This is a genomic window from Streptomyces sp. NPDC004051, assembly GCF_053604275.1.
Map to the genome: position 1 here is coordinate 210,174 of NZ_JBSGHG010000007.1, position 20,615 is coordinate 230,788.

The 20,615-nt window shown below is 72.7% G+C and carries 17 protein-coding genes; 9 read left to right on the forward strand and 8 right to left on the reverse strand.

Annotation, left to right across the window (positions count from 1 at the left end):
* The first annotated feature begins 83 nt into the window (after nt 1-83).
* Both ACWEQO_RS11370 and ACWEQO_RS11375 read left to right on the forward strand, forming a co-directional pair.
* Complete coding sequence (locus ACWEQO_RS11370; protein WP_361456403.1) at nt 84-1,124, forward strand: LacI family DNA-binding transcriptional regulator; 1,041 nt, start codon at nt 84-86, stop codon at nt 1,122-1,124.
* A 162-nt stretch (nt 1,125-1,286) separates the two neighbouring features.
* A complete protein-coding gene (locus tag ACWEQO_RS11375) occupies nt 1,287-1,532 on the forward strand; it encodes a WhiB family transcriptional regulator (protein ID WP_361456406.1) in 246 nt (81 codons plus the stop codon).
* Nucleotides 1,533-1,596: 64 nt separating this feature from the next.
* Here the strand turns inward: ACWEQO_RS11375 and ACWEQO_RS11380 are convergent, their stop codons facing one another.
* The 5 genes from ACWEQO_RS11380 to ACWEQO_RS11400 all read right to left on the reverse strand — a co-directional run bounded on the left by ACWEQO_RS11380 (nt 1,597) and on the right by ACWEQO_RS11400 (nt 7,312).
* Entirely contained in the window at nt 1,597-2,571 is a 975-nt protein-coding gene (locus ACWEQO_RS11380) for an acyl-ACP desaturase (protein ID WP_452981545.1), read from the reverse strand.
* Nucleotides 2,572-2,757: 186 nt separating this feature from the next.
* Nucleotides 2,758-3,534, reverse strand: coding sequence for a dimethylargininase (ddaH, locus tag ACWEQO_RS11385; protein ID WP_361456412.1), 777 nt, complete (start codon nt 3,532-3,534; stop codon nt 2,758-2,760).
* Between the two features lie 106 nt (nt 3,535-3,640).
* Entirely contained in the window at nt 3,641-5,257 is a 1,617-nt protein-coding gene (locus tag ACWEQO_RS11390) for an ABC-F family ATP-binding cassette domain-containing protein (RefSeq protein ID WP_361456415.1), read from the reverse strand.
* 318 nt (nt 5,258-5,575) lie between these two features.
* Nucleotides 5,576-6,805 (reverse strand): GDSL-type esterase/lipase family protein, encoded by a 1,230-nt coding sequence (locus ACWEQO_RS11395; RefSeq protein WP_452981549.1) that lies wholly within the window; start codon nt 6,803-6,805, stop codon nt 5,576-5,578.
* 90 nt (nt 6,806-6,895) lie between these two features.
* On the reverse strand, nt 6,896-7,312 hold the full coding sequence (locus tag ACWEQO_RS11400) for a spore wall synthesis regulator SsgD (protein ID WP_361456421.1): 417 nt from the start codon (nt 7,310-7,312) through the stop codon (nt 6,896-6,898).
* Between the two features lie 233 nt (nt 7,313-7,545).
* Here ACWEQO_RS11400 and ACWEQO_RS11405 point away from each other — a divergent pair, with 233 nt between their 5' ends.
* A complete protein-coding gene (locus ACWEQO_RS11405) occupies nt 7,546-8,253 on the forward strand; it encodes an endonuclease V (protein ID WP_361456423.1) in 708 nt (235 codons plus the stop codon).
* On the opposite strand, the gene ACWEQO_RS11410 is transcribed toward ACWEQO_RS11405, so the two are convergent.
* Nucleotides 8,250-8,474: a hypothetical protein gene (locus ACWEQO_RS11410; RefSeq protein WP_452981553.1), complete on the reverse strand. Its 225-nt coding sequence runs from the start codon at nt 8,472-8,474 to the stop codon at nt 8,250-8,252. The two genes, ACWEQO_RS11405 and ACWEQO_RS11410, sit on opposite strands and share 4 nt — an antisense overlap.
* 94 nt (nt 8,475-8,568) lie before the next feature.
* A complete protein-coding gene (locus ACWEQO_RS11415) occupies nt 8,569-9,765 on the reverse strand; it encodes a saccharopine dehydrogenase family protein (RefSeq protein WP_452981556.1) in 1,197 nt (398 codons plus the stop codon).
* Nucleotides 9,766-10,133: 368 nt separating this feature from the next.
* Here ACWEQO_RS11415 and ACWEQO_RS11420 point away from each other — a divergent pair, with 368 nt between their 5' ends.
* From ACWEQO_RS11420 to ACWEQO_RS11430, 3 genes are read left to right on the forward strand one after another with little or no spacing between them, the layout of a single operon-like run.
* Nucleotides 10,134-11,297 carry a CaiB/BaiF CoA transferase family protein gene (locus ACWEQO_RS11420; protein ID WP_452981559.1) on the forward strand — a complete coding sequence of 388 codons (1,164 nt, stop codon included), beginning with the start codon at nt 10,134-10,136 and terminating at the stop codon, nt 11,295-11,297.
* A gap of 11 nt (nt 11,298-11,308) precedes the next feature.
* The gene (locus ACWEQO_RS11425) at nt 11,309-12,523 is read left to right on the forward strand and encodes an acetyl-CoA C-acetyltransferase (protein ID WP_452981562.1); all 1,215 of its coding nucleotides are present in this window, start codon (nt 11,309-11,311) and stop codon (nt 12,521-12,523) included.
* A gap of 48 nt (nt 12,524-12,571) precedes the next feature.
* Entirely contained in the window at nt 12,572-14,779 is a 2,208-nt protein-coding gene (locus ACWEQO_RS11430) for a 3-hydroxyacyl-CoA dehydrogenase NAD-binding domain-containing protein (RefSeq protein WP_452981566.1), read from the forward strand.
* Between the two features lie 257 nt (nt 14,780-15,036).
* Here ACWEQO_RS11430 and ACWEQO_RS11435 read toward each other — a convergent pair whose 3' ends face one another.
* Nucleotides 15,037-15,735 (reverse strand): MerR family transcriptional regulator, encoded by a 699-nt coding sequence (locus ACWEQO_RS11435; protein ID WP_452981569.1) that lies wholly within the window; start codon nt 15,733-15,735, stop codon nt 15,037-15,039.
* Nucleotides 15,736-15,915: 180 nt separating this feature from the next.
* Between ACWEQO_RS11435 and ACWEQO_RS11440 the strand changes: the two genes are divergently transcribed.
* From ACWEQO_RS11440 to ACWEQO_RS11450, 3 genes are all read left to right on the forward strand, one after another.
* Nucleotides 15,916-17,637, forward strand: coding sequence for a BCCT family transporter (locus ACWEQO_RS11440; RefSeq protein WP_452981572.1), 1,722 nt, complete (start codon nt 15,916-15,918; stop codon nt 17,635-17,637).
* Nucleotides 17,638-17,805: 168 nt separating this feature from the next.
* The gene (locus ACWEQO_RS11445; protein ID WP_452981575.1) at nt 17,806-18,858 is read left to right on the forward strand and encodes an oxidoreductase; all 1,053 of its coding nucleotides are present in this window, start codon (nt 17,806-17,808) and stop codon (nt 18,856-18,858) included.
* A 26-nt stretch (nt 18,859-18,884) separates the two neighbouring features.
* Nucleotides 18,885-20,525: an ABC-F family ATP-binding cassette domain-containing protein gene (locus ACWEQO_RS11450; RefSeq protein ID WP_452981578.1), complete on the forward strand. Its 1,641-nt coding sequence runs from the start codon at nt 18,885-18,887 to the stop codon at nt 20,523-20,525.
* The last annotated feature ends 90 nt before the right edge of the window (nt 20,526-20,615 follow it).

The following is a 20,615-nucleotide window of genomic DNA, read 5'->3' on the forward strand; positions in this document are numbered from 1 at the left end:
CGGGCGGCGCCCACGAGAGCGCTCTCACCTCCGCCGCGACCGGGGCTATCCTGATCCGCAACCGCAGGTGAGGAGCCGCCGACGTGACCGAGACAGTGCCGCGCCCCACGCTGGAGGCCGTGGCCGCGCGGGCCGGGGTCTCCCGGGCCACCGTCTCCCGCGTGGTCAACGGCGCCGACGGCGTCACCGAGCCCCTGGCCGAACGAGTGCGGCAGGCGGTGGACGAACTCGGCTACGTGCCCAACCGGGCGGCCCGCAGCCTGGTGACCAACCGCCACGACGCCATCGCCGTCATCGTCGCCGAACCGGAGAGCCGGGTCTTCGCCGATCCCTTCTTCGCCCGCCAGCTGCGCGGCATCAGCAAGGAGCTGACGGCACACGACAACCAGCTCGTGCTGCTGCTCACCGAGGGCCGTGCCGACCACGCCCGGGTCGCCCGCTACCTGGCCGGCGGCCATGTCGACGGCGCGCTGGTGTTCTCGCTCCACCTGGACGACCCGCTGCCCGAATTGATCCAGCGCGCGGGCGTCCCGACGGTGTTCGGCGGCCGGCCCGGCTGGTCCGGCGGCAGGGACGGCGTCGTGTACGTCGACAGCGACAACCGGGGCGGCGCCCGCGACGCCGTACGGCACCTGCTCGGCCTCGGCCGCAGCCGGGTCGCGCACATCACCGGAGCCCTGGACCAGACCTCGGCGGTGGACCGGCTGGACGGCTTCAGGGACGCCGTGGCCGACACCGACCCGCGGCTGGTGGCGGAGGGCGACTTCACCGTGGCCGGCGGCGAGCGGGCGATGCGGGAACTCCTGGAGCGCTGCCCCGGCCTGGACGCGGTGTTCGCCGCCAACGACCTCACGGCGGCGGGTGCGCTGCGGGTGCTGCGCGAGCACGGGCGGCGGGTGCCGGACGACGTGGCGGTGGTCGGTTTCGACGACATGCTGCCGCTCGCCGAGCAGACCGACCCCCCGTTGACCACGGTCCGCCAGGACATCCTGGAGATGGGCCGGCTGATGGCCCGGCTCCTCCTGCGTGGTCTCGACCGCACCGCCCGCACGCCCGACACCGCGGGAGGCGACCCGGCCGGGGTGGTCCTCCCGACGACACTGGTGCGCCGCGCCTCCGCGTGACGTCTCTCCGCGCGCCGCCGTGCGTTCCGGCGTCCGCGCGGGCATCGTCCGTGCGGTGCCCGGTGGAGGCAGGCGGCGGCCGACGGTGGCCGGCGGTCCTCGGCGTGGCGCGTTGATCCGGCGTTGAGCGAACGTTTTTCGACGGTCGGCACGCTTCCGGGCATGCACATCGACACCATCGCGTCGCCCGAACTCGCCTGGCAACAAGAGGCCCTGTGCGCGCAGACCGGAGGCGACCTCTTCTTCCCCGAGCCCGGCAGTTCGGTGCGTGAGGCCAAACGGATCTGCGGCCTGTGCCCCATCCGCGCCACCTGCCTCGACTACGCCCTGACCCACGACATGCGCTTCGGCGTCTGGGGCGGACTGTCGGAGAGGGAACGGCTGGAGCTGCGGCGTACGCCGCACTAGACGGAACGGCGGGCCGCCCGGTCTGCCCGGGGCGGCCCGCCGGTGCCTGCGGGCGGGGGCGGCGTCAGCCGGCCGCGCGCGCCGCCATCCGGGCCTTGCGGGCGGCGAGCTTCTCGTCGAACTTCGACGCCTCGGAGTTCAGGCCGCCGAGGAACATCCCGAGCTCCTCCTGGGCCTGACGGCCCTCGGCGCCCAGTCCGTCGATGTCCATGACCTTCAGGTGGCGGATCACCGGCAGGAGCACGTCGTCGTGGTGGATGCGCAGGTTGTAGACCTCGCCGATCGCCATCTGCGCCGCCGCCCGCTCGAAGCCGGGAATGCCGTGACCCGGCATCCGGAAGTTCACGACGACGTCCCGCACCGCCTGCATCGTGAGGTCGGGGGCGAGCTCGAAGGCCGCCTTGAGCAGGTTGCGGTAGAAGACCATGTGCAGGTTCTCGTCGGTCGCGATGCGGGCCAGCATCCGGTCGCAGACCGGGTCACCGGACTGGCGGCCGGTGTTGCGGTGCGAGATGCGGGTGGCCAGCTCCTGGAACGCGACGTAGGCGATCGAGTGCAGCATCGAGTGGCGGTTGTCCGACTCGAAGCCCTCGCTCATGTGGGCCATGCGGAACTGCTCGAGCTTGTCCGGGTCCACCGCCCGCGAGGCGAGCAGGTAGTCCCGCATCACGATGCCGTGCCGGCCCTCCTCCGCGGTCCAGCGGTGTACCCAGGTGCCCCAGGCGCCCTCCCTGCCGAAGAGCGTGGCGATCTCGTGGTGGTAGCTCGGGAGGTTGTCCTCGGTCAGAAGGTTCACCACCAGGGCGATCCGGCCGACCTCGGTGACCTTGGACTGCTCCTTCTCCCATGCCTCGCCGTCCTCGAAGAAGCCGGGGAAGTTACGGGCGTCGCTGAACGGCACGTACTCGTGCGGCATCCAGTCCTTGGTGACCTTCAGGTGCCGGTTGAGCTCCTTCTCGACCACTTCCTCCAGCGCGTACAACAGCCGGGCGTCGGTCCACACGGCCGGACTGCCGAGGTGGGGAGAAGTGAGCGACATGGGGTACTCCAGGGGGACGGGACAGACAAGGGGCGCCGGCGAGCGGCGCCGGCAACTTACGGGATCGTAGGCTACGAAAGCGTAGGTTACGAAACCGTAGGTTAAGGGTGTCGTAAAGATCGCAGATCAGGGGATCCTGCGTGTCGTCCGGGGGCTTACGGGGCCCTATGGGAGAAGGTGCACCCGTCAGGCGTACAGGTCCCGGAGCCGGACCGAGAGGCAGGTGACGCAGCCCTCGAGCTTCTCGAACTCCCCGATGTCCACCGGCACCGGCGTGTGGCCGAGGTCCGCGAACAGCTCCGCGGACCTCGGCGCGCTCGCCGCCATCAGCAGCCGGCCCCCGCCGAGCAGCACCACGTGCGCACCGGACTCCTCCGGCACCGGCAGGAGACGGGGGAACAGCGACGGCGCGTCCAGGTTCGGGAGGTGGCCGACGACCGTCCCGTCCGGCAGCGCCGTCACCGCCGACTTCAGATGCAGCACCTTGCTCACCGGCACGGCGACGACCCGGGCGCCCAGCGGTTCGAACGTGGCCCGGAGCTGCCGGATCCCGGACGCGTCGGTCCTCCCGCTCCGGCCCACGTACACGGTGTCGCCGATCTTGAGCACGTCCCCGCCGTCCAGGGTGCCCGGCTCCCGGATCCGGCTCACCGGACAGCCCAGCGCGGCCACGGCCTCCTCGACCCCGGCGGTCTCCGCGCGCCGGCGCCCGGCGCCGGACCGGGCGATCAGGGCCACGTTCCGGTACATGACGACCGTGTCCTCGACGAACACGGAGTCGGGGCAGTCGTCGGCCGGCTCCACCTCGGCCGTCTCCCAGCCGTGCTCGCGCAGCGCCTCGGTGTACGCCTCCCACTGCTCCGTCGCGCGGTCGACGTCGACGTGCTCCCGCCCGATGCGGGTCACCAGCCCTTCGGCCAGTCGGGGGCCGGGACGGCGTACCAGGGCCTTCTTGCCGGACATGAGCGTGACTCCGGATCGGACGGGGCGGCCATCATGCAGGGAGAAGCCGGTCGGGGCCACCCCTGGCGGCGATGAGACCCACCGCCGGTGACCGCGGCCGGGCCGGTCAGCCGACGGCGTCCGGGGTGGTCTCCCTCAGTTCTCCCTCCTCCAGCAGCAGCCAGCGCGTGATCCCGACCGACTCCAGGAACGGCAGGTCGTGACTGGCCACGATCAGCGCCCCCTCGTAGGACTCCAGGGCCGTGGTGAGCTGACGGACGCTGGCGATGTCGAGGTTGTTGGTCGGCTCGTCCAGCATCAGCAGCTGGGGTGCGGGCTCGGCCAGCATCAGCGCGGCCAGCGCCGCCCGGAAACGCTCGCCGCCGGAGAGCGTCAGCGCCTTCCGGTCGGCACGGGCGCCCCGGAACAGGAAGCGGGCGAGCCTCGCCCGGATCCGGTTGTCGGTGGCGCCCGGCGCGAAGCGGGCCACGTTCTCGGCGACGCTGAGCTCGCCGTCGAGGACGTCGAGCCGTTGCGGCAGGAACCGCAGCGGGACCTGCGCCGTCGCCTCGCCGGACACCGGCGGGAGCTCGCCCGCGACGGTGCGCAGCAGCGTCGTCTTGCCCGCGCCGTTGCGCCCGATCAGCGCGACCCGCTCGGGGCCCCGCAGCTCGAGGTGGCCCTCCACCCGGGCGCCGTAGGCGAGTTCCAGACCCTTGAGGGTGAGGACGGTGCGTCCCGGTGGTACGGCGGTGTGCGGCAGGTCGACACGGATCTCGTCGTCGTCCCGTACGGCCTCCACCGCCTCGTCGAGCCGCTCCCTGGCCCCGGCGAGCTTCTCCTCGTGCATGACGCGGTGCTTGCCGGCGGACTCCTGTGCCGCGCGCTTGCGGGCGCCCATCACGATCTTCGGTTCGCGCTTGCTGTCCCACATCTTCTGCCCGTACCGCTTGCGGCGGGCCAATTTGACCTGGGCGTCCGCCAGTTCGCGCTTCTGTTTGCGCAGATCCGACTCGGCGACCCGCACCATGCGTTCGGCCGCCTCCTGTTCGATGGCGAGTGCCTCCTCGTAGGCCGAGTAGCTGCCGCCGTACCAGGTGACCTCTCCGGAGCGCAGATCGGCGATCTGGTCGACCAGCTCCAGGAGTTCGCGGTCGTGGCTGACCACGACCAGGAGGCCCGGCCAGTCCTCGACGGCCGTGTACAGCCGTCTGCGTGCGTACAGGTCGAGATTGTTGGTGGGTTCGTCGAGCAGCAGTACGTCGGGTCGGCCCAGCAGCAGCGCGGCCAGCCGCAGCAGCACCGACTCGCCGCCCGAGACCTCGCCGATGGTGCGGTCCAAACCGATGTGTCCGAGGCCGAGTTCGCCGAGGGTGGCCAGGGCGCGCTCCTCCACGTCCCAGTCGTCGCCGACGGTCTCGAAGTGCGCCTCGGCCACGTCGCCCGCCTCGATGGCGTGCAGTGCGGCGCGCTGCGCGGCGATGCCGAGCGCCTCGTCGACCCTCAGCGCGGTGTCGAGCGTCACGTTCTGCGGCAGGTAGCCCACCTCGCCGGTGACGCGCACGGCGCCGTCGGTCGGCCGGAGCTCACCGGCGATGAGCTTCAACAGGGTTGATTTTCCGGATCCGTTGACGCCGATGAGTCCGGTCCGGCCGGGACCGAATGCGGCGTCGAGGCCCTCGAAGACGGGTGTGCCGTCGGACCAGGTGAAGGACAGGGAGGTACAGGTGATGGATGCGGGCATACGGGCCTCCGCGCGGTTGCGTGATGCGGTCGGGTGCGAACACGTATCGAGACACCGCGGGACGACAGGCCGGGCGGGAGGGTCCGGGCATGAGAAAAGCCCTGTTCCGCAAGGACGGCTCGTACGCCGAGGTCGCACGCGACGTGCACACCACACGGGTGTGACGCGGTGTCTCAGGACCTCAGACGAGCAACGTCCTTCTCCGATCGACGGCAACAGAAGCGCTGACAACGCTACGAGGGGCCGGATTCGCTGTCAACGCGATTGAGGAGCGGCGGAGCGGCGGACAGGAGGAGAGGCGGGGAGGGAGCCGGCGGCTCAGCCGGCGAACGGTCCGCCGTCGCCGAAGGCCAGCTTCGCGAAGCGCTCGCCGATGCGCCGGTGCGTGGCGGCGTCCGGGTGCAGCGCGTCGGGCAGCGGCAGCTCGGCGTGGTCCGCCTCGCCGTAGAGCTCGCGACCGTCCAGGTAGTACAGGTTCGGGTCGTCGGCGGCCCGCTGCTCCACCAGCCGGGCCAGCTCCTCCCGGATGACGTTGAGGGTGAGCTTTCCGGCGGCCCGTTCCTCCGGCTTCCCCATGGCCGCGAACCGGAGCCGGCCCTCGCCGATGGCGCTGAGGTCGGGGACGCTCGGGCCCGGGGTGTCCTCGTGGAGGGGGCACAGGATCGGTGAGACGACCAGCAGAGGCGTCGTCGGACGGCCGTCGCGGATGGTGTCGAGGAAGCCGTGCACCGCCGGTACGAAGGCGCGCAGCCGCAGCAGATCGGCGTTGACCAGATTGATCCCGATCTTGACACTGATCAGGTCCGCGAGGGTGTCCCGCATCGCCCGCGCGGTGAACGGGTCGAGCAGCGCGCTGCCGGCCAGCCCCAGATTGACCAGGTCCACCCCGCCGTGGGAGGCGGCCAGCGCCGGCCAGGTGGTGGTCGGGCTCGCGGCGTCGGACCCGTGGCTGATCGAGCTGCCGTGGTGCAGCCACACCCTGCGGTCCCCACCGGCCACCGGCTCCACGGGGGCGTCGGTGCGCAGGGCGACCAACTGGGTCATCTCGTTGTGCGGGAGCCAGATCTCGACGCGCTTGTCGCGGTCCGGCAGCCCGGTGAAGCGGACGGTGCCGACGGGGCCCGGACGCAGGTCGGCGGAGCCCGTGGCCATGTCCATCAGCATGACGTTCCCGCCGGTGACCTGGGCCTGCCCGGCCGGTTCGCCGTCGATCAGCAGGTCGTAGCGGCCGTCCGGACGGGGCGGGGCGCCCTCGTAGGCCATCTTGGTGCGGAGCGCGTCCAGTTCGACGGCGGTGGCCCGGGTGCGGAAGACCAGCCGGACGCCGGACGGCTGCGCCTCCGCCATGTTCAGCTGACCGTCGGCACCCTGCGCGCGGGCCCGCGCGGGCAAGCGGTGCGGCTGCACCCCCTGCGCGGTCCGCTCCAGTTCGAGCGCGCCGCGCAGCAGCTCCTCGGTGAGCGGGGTGGTGACCCAGCCCTCCGCCGAAGGCGTCGGCGTGGTCTCGGGTGCGGGGTCGCGGGGGCCGTGGGGGACTGAGGTGCTCATGGCCGCAGGCTGTCAACCGGTAGGGCGGTCCGCAAACGCTTTTCCGGGCACGGGCGCCCGCCGGGTGCCCGGCTCGCCCCACGCCGTGGTTCAGCAGGCGTCGCGGATCAGTTCCGCGAGGTCGTGGTCCAGGTCGAGCTGGAGGTGCTCCAGACCGACCGGCACGAGTTCGTCCGCGGCCTCGAGGAATCTGCGGATCTCGCCCGAGCGGACATGGACGACGGCGGTTCCCTCGGGCGCGTGGAACTCCAGCACCGTCCGGTCGTAGCCGTAGGGCCGCACCCGTACGTCGCCGTGGCCCTCGGGTTCGTGCAGCCCCGCGGAGAGCAGTTCGCGGGCGAAGGTCCAGCAGACCTCGACGCCCTCCAGGGTGGCGGGGGCGGGGAAGGTCATGCGCACGGCGAACGGGTCGCTCCGGTCGTAGTGCAACGTGGCGGGAATGCTCGGCATCCGCGGCGCGGCGGCGACGAGCCGGGCTTCGACGGGCTGCTCGATGACGGTGGACAACGCCTTGCTCCCTCGTGACGGCTGAACGACGGCTGAACGGCTTCCGGGCGGATGGGGCGGCCTACACAAAGAGACGACGGAATCAGCCAATCCGTGCCCCTCAGAACAGAGTGACCTCTGTCACCGCCTTCATGCGTCCGAGTGGCCGGAGTCTCCCGACGGGTGGTATAAGCGGCTTGCGCGGTGCCCCGCCCGCCGCGACAGGACCCGGGGCCCGTAGGCTCGTCGACACCATGACGAGCGTACGCGTCCCGGCGGACTGGCCGACGACCGAGGAGCAGGCCCGCGCGGTCCAGGACGGACTGCGCGGGCGGGTGGTGCTCGACGAGCCCGGCCCGCCGCCCGGAACGGGCCGGGTCACCGGGGTGGACGTGGCGTACGACGACGAACGGGACCTCGTCGCGGCGGCGGCCGTGGTCCTGGACGCGGGCAGCCTGGAGGTCGTCGCCGAGGCCACGGCCGTCGGCCGGATCTCCTTCCCTTACGTTCCGGGCCTGCTGGCCTTCCGGGAGATCCCCACCGTCCTGGCCGCCCTCGACGCCCTGCCGTGCCCGCCGGGACTGGTCGTCTGCGACGGTTACGGACTCGCCCACCCCCGCCGCTTCGGTCTCGCCAGTCACCTCGGGGTGCTCACCGGACTGCCGACGATCGGCGTCGCCAAGAACCCCTTCACCTTCACCTTCACGACCCCGGCGCTCCCGCGCGGCAGCACGGCTCCGCTGCTCGCCGGGGCCGAGGAGGTCGGCCTGGCGCTGCGCACCCGGGACGCCGTCAAGCCGGTCTTCGTCTCGGTCGGCCACCGCGTGACCCTCGCCACCGCCCGCGCCCACACCCTCGCGCTGACCCCCGCGTACCGCCTCCCGGAGACCACCCGCAGAGCGGACGCCCTGTGCCGCCGGGCCCTGCGGGAGGCGGGGGACGCGGGGGACACCGGCGCCTAGACGGCTCCCCGCCGTTCTTCCTGTCCGTCCTGTCCGTCCCGCTCGATGCGCCAGCGCCCCACCTCGCGGTACTCCGAGTCGTAGATCTCCGCCCCGTCCCCGGGCTCCATCGGGTAGTGGCGCAGGTTCCCGCCCCAGTACCGCAGGATCCGCCCCAGCTCACCCGCGGGGTCCTCGGCCAACGCCTCGTCGTCCATGCTCACTTCGAGAAGAAATCGCATGCCCTCGATTCTTTCATTGAACTTCCCTTTGAGGCTTGGGTGAAAGGGGCGGCTGGAATGCCGGGGAAGGGCGTCGAGAAGTCTCCACCCGGGCTCAGGACGGGCGGAACGCGGCGACGCGGAAGCGGATGCCCGCGGCCCGCAGCCGCTCGATCAGCGCGTCGCCCATCGACACCGCGGTGGTGACCTGTCCCGAGGCCGGCGGGAGGTCGTCGAAGGCCAGGCAGAGCGCCGCCTCGGCGAGCATCTTCGCCGTCTCGTCGTAGCCGGGGTCGCCGCCCGCGACCTCCGTGCAGACCCGCCGTCCGCCGCCCTCGCCCACGAAGCGGACGGTGAACCAGCTCCTGGCGCGCTTCTCGGCACTCGGCCCGTCACCGGGCGCCAGCCGGTCGGACAGACGGCGCCGCAGGGGCGGCAGTTGGGCCGCCGCGACCAGCGCGGCCACGGCCGCGGCCCCGCCCACCGCGGACGGCAGGTGCCGGACGGCCGCGTAGTGCCGGTAGCGGAAGTCGGGCCCGTACCGGTCGAGCGCCTTCGCCGACCGGCGCACGATCCGCGCGTCGATGGTCGGCAGGGGCAGCGCCCAGGCGCCGACCTCGGGGGCGTAGCGCGGCCCGCCCGACGGCGTCGACACCCGGCGTCCCAGCAGCCGCGGCTCGTGCCGCCGCCGGTCCCGGGCCGCCGCGCGGAGCTGCCGGGGCCGGGCGAACTGGCCCAGCGCCGAGGCGAAGGTCCCGCCCGAGAAGGCGGCGTCGGCGGTCACGAAGCCGTCCACCGTCAGCGGTACCCCCTCCGGCAACTGCCGCACGGTGAAGTACGCGCCCAGGTCGTGCGGAACCGAGTCGAAGCCGCAGGCGTGCACCAGGCGCGCGCCGGTCTCCCGCGCGCGTGCGTCGTGGCGGACGTACATCAGGTCCACGAACTCCGGCTCGCCGGTGAGGTCGAGGTAGTCGGTGCCGGTGTCCGCGCAGGCGGCGACGAGTCCCTCGCCGTAGGCCACGTAGGGGCCCACGGTCGTGGCCACCACGCGCGCGTGCTCGGCGAGCGCGCGCAACGAGGCCGGATCGGACACGTCCGCCCGCAGCACCCCGATCCCCGGGGTGCCGGAGGGCCGTTCCAGCTGCTCCCGCAGCCGCTCCAGCTTCTCGGGGGAGCGGCCCGCGATCGCCCAGCGCAGACCGGAGGGCGCGTGGGCGGCGAGGTATTCGGCGGTGAGCGTTCCGACGAAGCCGGTGGCCCCGAAGAGCACGATGTCGTAGGGACGGTCGTCCGCTCTGTTCAGCCTGTTCATGACACCCCTTGTCGTGGCGCCCCGGTGTCCGTGACGCCCCTGGCTCCGCGGTCGTGCCGCCGTCGGTGGTCGAGGCTAGCGTGAGGGGCGCGGAACTCCGCTGACGGGCCGAGCCCGGCCGAGCCCGGAGGCAGCCGACGGCCGTGCCCGGGAGCGCCCCGAAGAAGCGGGAAGAGGGCGCGTCCACGCCCCGGGCCCGCGGCGGGATCCGACGACCCCGGAGGAACGCCGAGCCGGGCGGGGGAGCGGGGTACGCCGTAGAGTGGCCGAAAGGCATGACCAAGCGCTTGCTCGGCACTCTTGTGCCGGAGGGAACGCGTTCTTAGCATCGCTGGTGTTACATCAGTTCTGTCACAGCTGGGGGTGCGATGACGGAGGTACCGACGCAGGGGCCGCTCACCGGCGTGCGCGTGGTCGAGCTGGCCGGGATCGGCCCCGGCCCGTTCGCCGCCATGCTCCTCGCCGACCTGGGCGCCGATGTCGTCCGCGTGGACCGTCCGGGCCCCCCGGTGCTGGCGATCGACGCCGCGTACGACGTCACCAACCGCAACAAGCGCTCCGTGGTCGTCGACCTGAAGGCTCCCGACGGCGCCGACCGCGTCCTCGACCTGGCCGAGCGCGCCGACATCCTCCTCGAGGGCTACCGTCCCGGCGTCGCCGAGCGCCTCGGTGTCGGTCCCGGGGACTGCCACGCCCGCAACCCGCGCCTCGTCTACGGCCGGATGACCGGCTGGGGCCAGCAGGGCCCGCTCGCCGACCGCGCGGGCCACGACATCGCGTACATCGCCCGTACCGGCGCCCTCGGCATGATCGGCAGCCCCGACCGGCCACCGGCCGTTCCGGCCAACCTGCTCGGCGACTACGCGGGCGGGTCCCTCTACCTCGTCGTCGGCGTCCTCGCCGCGCTGCACCATGTGCGCGCGGGCGGCACCGGGCAGGTCGTCGACGCCGCCGTCGTGGACGGCACCGCCCACCTGTCCGCGATGATCCACGGCATGCTCGCCGCCGGCGGCTGGCAGGACCGGCGCGGCGGCAACCTCCTCGACGGCGGCTGCCCGTACTACGGCACCTACGAGACGGCCGACGGCGGGTCCATGGCGGTCGGCGCGCTGGAGCCGCAGTTCTACGCCGAGTTCCTGCGACTCCTCGGCATCGAGGACCAGGCGGACGCCCACACGGACGTCACCCGGTGGCCCGCGCTCCGCGAGCACGTCGCCGCCCGCTTCAAGGCCCGTACCCGAGACGAGTGGGCCGCCGTCTTCGACGGTTCCGACGCGTGCGTGGCCCCCGTCCTGTCGCTGCGCGAAGCCCCGCACGACCCGCACCTCGCCGCCCGCGGCACCTTCACCGACCACGACGGCATCACCCAGCCCGCACCGGCCCCGCGGTTCTCCGCCACCCCCACCGCCGTGCGCACCGGGCCCGCCCGGCCGGGAGCCGACGCCGACGACGTGGCCCGCGACTGGGACGTCCCCCGACTGCTGTCCGCGCCCCGAGACCCTCAGCGATCCGCGCCCCGAACCCCTCAGTGAAAGGCCATCCCGTGAGCACCGAAGCGTATGTGTACGACGCGATCCGCACCCCGCGCGGTCGCGGCAAGGCCAACGGCGCCCTGCACGGCACCAAGCCCGTCGACCTGGTCGTCGGCCTCATCCACGAGATCCGCGACCGCTTCCCGGGCCTGGACCCGGCAGCCGTCGACGACATCGTGCTCGGGGTGGTGGGCCCGGTCGGCGACCAGGGTTCCGACATCGCCCGGATCGCCGCCCTCGCCGCCGGGCTGCCCGACACGGTGGCGGGTGTGCAGGAGAACCGCTTCTGCGCGTCCGGCCTGGAGGCGGTCAACCTGGCCGCCGCCAAGGTCCGTTCCGGCTGGGAGGACCTCGTGCTGGCCGGCGGCGTGGAGTCGATGTCCCGGGTGCCGATGGCCTCCGACGGCGGGGCCTGGTTCAACGACCCGATGACCAACCTCGCCACGAACTTCGTCCCCCAGGGCATCGGCGCCGACCTGATCGCCACCATCGAGGGCTTCTCGCGCCGCGACGTCGACGAGTACGCCGCCCTCTCCCAGGAGCGGGCGGCCACCGCGTGGAAGGAGAACCGCTTCGCGCGGTCCGTCGTCCCCGTGAGGGACCGCAGCGGACTGGTCGTCCTGGACCACGACGAGCATCTGCGCCCCGGCACCACCGCCGACTCCCTGGCGGGACTCAAGCCCTCCTTCGCCGACATCGGCGAGCTGGGCGGCTTCGACGCGGTGGCGCTGCAGAAGTACCACTGGGTGGAGAGGATCGACCACGTCCACCACGCGGGCAACTCCTCCGGCATCGTGGACGGCGCCGCCCTGGTCGCCATCGGCTCCCGGCAGGTCGGGGAGCGGTACGGGCTCACCCCGCGCGCCCGGATCGTCTCCGCCGCGGTGTCCGGCTCCGAGCCCACCATCATGCTCACCGGCCCGGCCCCCGCCACCCGCAAGGCGCTGGCCAAGGCCGGGCTGACCATCGACGACATCGACCTGGTCGAGATCAACGAGGCGTTCGCGGCGGTCGTGCTGCGCTTCGTCAAGGACATGGGCCTGCCGCTGGAGAAGGTCAACGTGAACGGCGGCGCCATCGCGCTCGGCCACCCGCTCGGTGCCACCGGCGCGATGATCCTGGGCACCCTCGTCGACGAACTGGAGCGGCAGGACAAGCGCTACGGCCTGGCCACGCTGTGCGTGGGCGGCGGGATGGGCATCGCCACCGTCGTCGAACGCCTCTGAACCCCCAGCGACCTCACGCCACCCCTCACGCAGACCCGGAGACCCCTCATGACCGAGAGCACCACCATCCGCTGGGAACAGGACGACACCGGCGTCGTCACCCTCGTCCTCGACGATCCGAACCAGTCCGCGAACACCATGAACCAGGCGTTCCGCGACTCCCTCGCCGTGATCACCGACCGCCTGGAGGCGCAACTCCAGGCCGACCCGGACTCCCTCCGCGGCATCATCCTCACCTCCGCCAAGAAGACCTTCTTCGCGGGCGGAGACCTGCGCGACCTGATCCGGGTCACCCCCGACACGGCGCAGAACCTGTTCGACGGCGGTCTGGCGATCAAGCGGCAGCTGCGCCGCATCGAGACGCTCGGCAAACCGGTCGTCGCGGCGATCAACGGCGCCGCCCTGGGCGGCGGTTACGAACTGGCCCTGGCCTGCCACCACCGCGTCGCCCTCGACGCCCCCGGCTCCAGGATCGGCCTGCCCGAGGTCACCCTCGGCCTGCTCCCCGGGGGCGGCGGCGTCGTCCGCACCGTCCGCCTGCTCGGCATCGCCGACGCCCTGCTGAAGGTGCTGCTCCAGGGCACCCGGTACAGCCCGCGACGCGCCCTGGAGAACGGCCTCGTCGACGAGGTGGCCGACACCCACGAGGAGCTGCTGGCCAAGGCCCGCGCCTTCATCGACGCCCACCCCGAGTCCGCCCAGCCCTGGGACCGGCCCGGCCACCGCATCCCCGGCGGCACCCCGTCCCACCCCAAGTTCGCCGCCAACCTGCCCGCCTTCCCGGCCAACCTGCGCAAGCAGACGAACGGCGCCCCCTACCCGGCGCCGCGCAACATCCTCGCCGCCGCCGTCGAGGGCGCCCAGGTCGACTTCGAGACCGCCCAGGTCATCGAGGCCCGCTACTTCGTCGAGCTGGCCGCCGGACAGACGTCGAAGAACATGATCCAGGCGTTCTTCTTCGACCTCCAGGCCGTCAACGCCGGAGCCAACCGCCCCCAGGGCGTCGAGTCCCGGCAGGTCCGAAAGGTCGCCGTGCTCGGCGCCGGGATGATGGGCGCCGGCATCGCCTACTCGTGCGCCCGCGCGGGGATCGACGTCGTCCTGAAGGACGTCTCCCTGGAAGCGGCCGTCAAGGGCAAGGGCCACTCCGAGAAGCTGTGCGCCAAGGCCGTCGCCAGGGGCCGGACGACCCAGGAGAAGGCCGACGCGCTGCTCGCCCGGATCACGCCCACCGCCGAGGCGCAGGACCTGGCAGGCTGCGACGCGGTCATCGAGGCCGTCTTCGAGGACACCGCCCTCAAGCACAAGGTGTTCCAGGAGATCGAGAACGTCGTCGCCCCCGACGCGCTCCTGTGCTCCAACACCTCCACCCTGCCCATCACCGCCCTCGCCGAAGGCGTCGAACGCCAGGACGACTTCATCGGGCTGCACTTCTTCTCACCCGTCGACAAGATGCCGCTCGTCGAGATCATCAAGGGCGAGCGGACGGGGGATGAGGCGCTCGCCCGCGCCTTCGACCTGGTCCGGCAGATCGAGAAGACGCCGATCGTCGTCAACGACTCGCGCGGCTTCTTCACCTCGCGCGTCATCGGGCAGTTCATCAACGAGGGCATCGCCATGGTCGGCGAGGGCATCGAGCCCGCCTCCGTCGAACAGGCGGCCGCCCAGGCGGGCTACCCCGCCAAGGTGCTGTCCCTGGTGGACGAGCTGAACCTCACCCTGCTGCGCAAGATCCGGACCGAGTCCAGGCGGGCCGTCGAGGAGGCCGGCGGCACCTGGACCGGGCACCCCGCCGACGCCGTCGTCGACCGCATGGTCGACGAGTACGACCGCCCCGGCCGCGCCGCCGGCGCCGGCTTCTACACGTACCGGGAGGACGGCGGGCGCGACGTCCTGTGGCCCGGCCTGCGGGAGCACTTCACCGAGCCCGGCCACGAGATCCCGTTCCGGGACATGCAGGAGCGGATGCTGTTCTCCGAGGCGCTGGACACGGTCCGGCTGCTGGAGGAGGGCGTGCTGACCTCGGTCGCCGACGCCAACATCGGCTCCCTCCTCGGCATCGGCTTCCCCGGCTGGACCGGCGGCGTCCTGCAGTACATCAACGGCTACGAGGGGGAGGCCGGGGAAGAGACGGGTCTGCCCGGATTCGTGGCACGCGCGCGTGAACTCGCCGAGCGCTACGGCGAGCGCTTCGCGCCGCCGGCGCTGCTGGTGGCCAAGGCGGAGCGGGGAGAGCGTTTCACGGACGCCGGCTGAGGCGCCCGAGGAGCCCCGGCGGGAGGACGGGAAAGCGGCCCCGTCCCCCAGCCGGCCCGTCCCCCAGCCGGCCCGTCCCCCAGCCGGCCCGTCCCCCGGCCGGCCCGTCTCCCCGCTCCCGGTCTCCCGGCCCGTCTCCCCGCTCCCGGCTCGGCCCGGTCTCCCCGCTCCCGGTCCGGTCTCCCGGCCGTGTTCTGGCCCGCCCCGTCCCCCGCCCGTCTTCCGGCCCGTCACCTCGTCCGGCCTGCCTCCCCCGTTCACTCCCCGCCGTCGAGCCACTCCCGTAGCTCCTCGCGCAGCGACCGCTGGAACGACGTCAGCAGCGCCTGCACCACGAGCGGATGCATAGGGGCGGACAGCGACCTCACGTCCCGCGTGTCCCGCTCCGCCACCGCGTCCCGCAACAGACGCGACAGGTCCTGGGCGGCCGCGCGCGCATGCCCGGTGAGCGCCGCGCGGGCGGCGAGGATCGTCTCGTGCGCCAGCGGCACGTCCAGCAGTTCGAGGCCGAGCCGCAGCAGACCCGTGTCGACCCGGAAGTCCTCGCCGTCCCGCTCGACGACGTCCAGCGCGGCCAGCCGCCGCAGATCCTCCTCGTCCAGCGCCCGCCCCGCGCACCGCTCCAGCTCCTCGCGCGACATCCGCTCCGCCGTGTCGGGCGCCCAGGAGGCCACCACCGCACGCTGGATCGCCAGGTCCCGCACGCTCAGATCCGCCGGCAACCGCCCCAGATACCGTTCGATGGCCGCCAGCGTCATGCCCTGCCGCTGCAACTCCTCGATCAGCGCCAGCCGGGCCAGGTGCTCCGGCCCGTAGCGACCGACCCGACGCGGCCCGATCACCGGGGGCGGCAGCAGCCCTCTGCTGCCGTAGAACCGGACCGTCCGCACCGTGACCCCGGCCTTCGCCGCCAGCTCGTCGATGGTGAGGGCCGGCTCCTCGATGTCGGTCGTCATGTACAGCAGTATCACTGTCCCACCAGCCGTGCGACACCTCGGCCGCCCCGCCCGCCGGTCATGATCCGGTCGCCGATCGGCAGGACGACGACCGCCGGGAGGTGAATTTCACGCCATATGTGGTAGGGGCTTGTCTGGGGGAGTGGAGCTCCCCCATCGGCTCGAGGAAAGGTGCCGCCTGTGACGCAGGACCAACCCGGCGACAAGGACCGTACGGGAGGCCAGGAGCCGGCTTCGGGAACAGAAATCACCGGACGTGGGAACCCTCGCACCGACCGGGTGGTGTTCGGCGTCACGGCCGTGCTCACCGTCGCGTTCGTCGTGTGGGGCGCCACAGCGACCGAATCGCTCGAGAAGGTCTCGAGCAGCGCGCTCACCGGTCTGATGCACAACGGCGGCTGGGCGTTCATGCTGGCCGCCTCCGGCTTCGTCGTCTTCGCCCTCTGGCTCGCGATCAGCCGCTACGGAAAGATCCACCTGGGAGCCGAGGGTGAGGAACCCGAGTTCCGCACGGTCTCGTGGGTCGCGATGATGTTCAGCGCGGGCATGGGCATCGGCCTGATGTTCTACGGCGTCAGTGAGCCCCTGGCGCACTACATCACCGCGCCGCCGGGCACCGCCCCGGCCGACTCGGGCGAACGCATGGAACTGGCCATGGCGACCACCCTCTTCCACTGGACGCTGCACCCGTGGGGGATCTACGCCGTGGTCGGCCTGGCCATCGCCTACAGCACCTTCCGCAGGCGGCGCCGGCAGACCATCAGCGCGGTCTTCACCCCGCTCATCGGGGAGAAGCACGCCAACGGCGCCCCCGGCCGGGTCATCGACATCCTCGCGATCGTGGCGACCGTCTTCGGTTCGGCGGCCTCCCTGGGCCTCGGCGCGCTGCAGATCGGCTCCGGCATGCAGGAACTGAACTGGATGGACAAGGTCAGCACGGGGCTGCTGGTCGGCGTCATCGCGGTGCTCACGGTCGCGTTCATCGCCTCCGCCGTGTCGGGCGTGGAGCGGGGCATCCAGTGGCTGTCCAACACCAACATGGTGCTGGCACTGGTGCTCGCCGTGTTCGTGTTCGTGGCCGGCCCGACGATCCTCGTCCTCGACCTGCTGCCCACCTCCGTCTTCGGCTACCTGGGCGAGCTGCCCCGGCTGGCCGGCCGCACGGAGATCAGCGCCGGCGAGGGGGTGGCGGAATGGCTGGGCAGCTGGACCGTCTTCTACTGGGCCTGGTGGATCTCCTGGACGCCGTTCGTCGGCATGTTCATCGCCCGCATCAGCCGGGGCCGTACGATCCGCCAGTTCATCGGCGGAGTCATCCTCGTCCCCAGCACGGTCAGCCTGCTCTGGTTCGCGGTCTTCGGCGGTACCGCGATGCGGCTCCAGGAGCAGGGCCGGCTCGGTGCGGCGTCGACCCCGGAGGGCCGGCTGTTCGCGGTGCTCCAGGAGTATCCCGTCGCCACGGCCTCGAGCCTGCTGGTGATGATCCTCGTCGGCATCTTCTTCGTCTCGGGCGCGGACGCGGCCTCGGTCGTCATGGGGTCCCTCTCCCAGCACGGGACGCTGGAGCCGGGCCGCCTGGTGGTGGTGTTCTGGGGCGTGGTCACCGGCGCCGTCGCCGCGATCATGCTGCTGGTGGGCAGCGGCCAGGGCGACGCGCTGACCGGCCTGCAGAACCTCACGATCCTCGCGGCGGCCCCGTTCGTCCTCGTGATGATCGTGATGTGCGTGGCGCTCATGCGCGACCTGCGCCGCGACCCGCTCATCGTGCGGGGCGAGATGGCCTCCGAGGCGGTCGACATGGCCGTCATCGCGGGGCACGCCAAGTACGACGGCGAATTCGAACTCCGTATCGGCCCCGGTCCGGGGCCGGACGTGGAGGGAGACCCGATCGGCAGGCAATGACCGCCGACGCCGCTTCCGCCGCCCCGGCGGCAGCGGACGGGCCGGCCGCCCCGTTTCCACGGGGACGGCCGGCCCGTCCGCTGTCCGGCCCGCCCGTTCCGCCCGGGGCTCTTGGCGGAATATGTCATGCCGTACCCGTCTCCGCCCGACTGCGGTAATACTCACAGCATGTCTGCCGAGTACGCGACCTTCGGCCTGACACCGGCGATCCGTGCCGGTGGACTCCTCTCCGACGGTGACCACCAGGTCCACCGGGACTTCGTCGACTTCGTCATCGACGGACGCCCACTGCTGTTCCGCCTCTGCGACCTCGACGCCGTTTCCCCGCTCGCCTCCGACGTGCCGCCCGCCATCTTCACCGCCCAGGTCCGCAGTCTGCTGCTGGAGACCGAGGCCCCGCTGCCGTCCGGCCGGTACATCGTCTACGGCTGCCCCGACTGCGAGGACCTCGCCTGCGGTGCGGTGACCGCCGCCATCGAACGGGACGGCGAGGACTACATCTGGCGGGACTTCGCCTGGCAGACCGGGGAACACGCCGACCTGGAACGCAACGGCTACCACGGCCTGGGCCCGTTCCGCTTCCGCGGCACCGACTACCGCACGGCCCTCGCCGCCCTCCTGGACGGAGCTGACGGCGCCCGCCGCCGTGTCCTGCTGATCGGCGCCCGCGTCGCCCTGCTCGCCAGGCTCGCCGCGGCCCTGCGCACCATCGGGATCGGCGCCGACATCGCCCAGGACGCCGAGGGCGTCCCCGCCGACGAACTGCGCGGCTACAGCGCCGTGGTCTTCGGCCGGTCGGCCGACGCCGCCCGACGGGCCGCCGTGCGCGGCGCGTTCGCCGCCGCCGGCGTCGACGTGCCCTGCGTCGACGGCCTCGCCCCGGTCGTCCCCCTCCTCGTCGCCCAGACCGAACACGCCCTGGACCGCAGCGCGCCCGAACAGCGCCGCCTCACCGCTCTGAGCGCCCACGTCTCCGCGGCCGGCGCCGTGGCGGAGGTCGAGGTCACCTCGTCCTGCCGGGTACGGCTCACCGCGTACCGCGTCGACCGCCTCTCCCGCACCCACACCCACGAACTCTTCGACGGCGTCCTGGAACCGGGACTCCACCGCATCTCCCTGGACGCGAAAGCGGTGAAGGGCGAGTCCTACCTGGTGGCCCGCACCGCCGGGGCGGTCCGCACGACGCCCGTGCGCCGACCGGACCGGCACGCCGACGGATGAGCCCGAGGGCTAGGATCGGCGGTCTGATGACTGCCACCCTCGTCGCCAAGAACCTCTCCGCCGGCCATGGCGACCGCTCCCTGTTCAGCGGACTCGACCTCGTCGTCGCCCCCGGCGACGTGATCGGCCTGGTCGGCGCCAACGGCGCCGGCAAGTCCACCCTGCTGCGCCTGCTCGCCGGCCTCACCACGCCGGAGCAGGGCGAGCTGCGCCTCTCCCCGCCCACGGCGACCGTCGGGCACCTCCCACAGGAGCCGGAGCGCCGGCCCGGGGAGACCGTCGGTGAGTTCCTGGCCCGGCGCACCGGTGTCGCCGAGGCCCAGCGGACCATGGACGAGACGACCCAGGCCCTGGTCGACGGGGCGCCCGGCGCCGACGACGCGTACGCCGACGCCCTGGAGCGGTGGCTGGCCCTGGGCGGCGCCGACCTCGAGGAGCGCGCCGAGGAGGTCACCGCCTCCCTCGGCCTGACCGTCGGCTCCGACCACCTCATGACCGCCCTGTCCGGAGGCCAGGCGGCCCGGGTCGGTCTCGCCTCCCTCCTCCTGTCCCGCTACGACGTCTTCCTGCTCGACGAACCGACCAACGACCTCGACCTGGACGGCCTGGAGCGCCTCGAACGCTTCGTGAGCGGGCTGCGCGCCGGGACGGTCGTGGTCAGCCACGACCGCGAGTTCCTCACCCGCACCGTCACCAAGGTCCTCGAACTCGACCTCGCCCAGCGGCAGATCAACCTCTACGGCGGCGGCTACACGGCCTACCTGGAGGAACGGGAGGTGGCCCGCCGGCACGCCCGCGACGAGTACGAGGAGTACGCCGACAAGAGGTCCGCGCTGCAGGACCGCGCCCAGATGCAGCGGTCCTGGATGGACAAGGGCGTGAAGAACGCGCGCCGCAAGGCGGGCGGCGACAACGACAAGATCGGCCGCAAGTTCCGCAGCGAGGCGAGCGAGAAGCAGGCCGCCAAGGCCCGCCAGACCCAGCGCATGATCGAGCGCCTGGAGGTGGTCGAGGAGCCGCGCAAGGAGTGGGAGCTGCGCATGGAGATCGCGGCGGCCCCGCGCTCCGGAGCGGTGGTGGCCACGCTGCGGGACGCCGAGGTGCGCCGCGGCGACTTCGTGCTCGGGCCGGTCTCGCTGCAGATCGACTGGGCGGACCGGGTGGCCGTCACCGGCGCCAACGGCGCCGGCAAGTCCACCCTGCTGGCCGCCCTGCTGGGCCGCCTCCCGCTCGACGCCGGGCACGCCGCCCTCGGCTCGGGCGTCCTGCTCGGCGAGGTCGACCAGGCCCGCGCCCTGTTCCACGGCACCGACACCCTGCTCGACGCCTTCCGCGCCGGGGTGCCGGAGACCGAACCGGCAGAGATCCGCACCCTGCTGGCCAAGTTCGGCCTCAAGGCGGACCAGGTGATGCGGCCGGCCGTCACCCTCTCCCCGGGCGAACGCACCCGCGCCGCCCTCGCCCTCCTCCAGGGCCGGGGCGTCAACCTCCTCGTCCTCGACGAGCCGACCAACCACCTCGACCTGCCCGCCATCGAGCAGCTGGAGGCGGCCCTGGACTCCTACGAGGGCACCCTCCTGCTCGTCACCCACGACCGGCGCATGCTCGACGCGGTGCACGTCACCCGCCGCCTGGAAGTGGCCGACGGCAAGGTGACGGAGTGCTGACCGGGCCCGGGGGGCGGGGGGGGGGGGGGCGCGGGGGGGGGGGGGGGGCGGGCGGCGGAGGCGCGCGCGGGGGGGGGCGGCCCCCCCCCC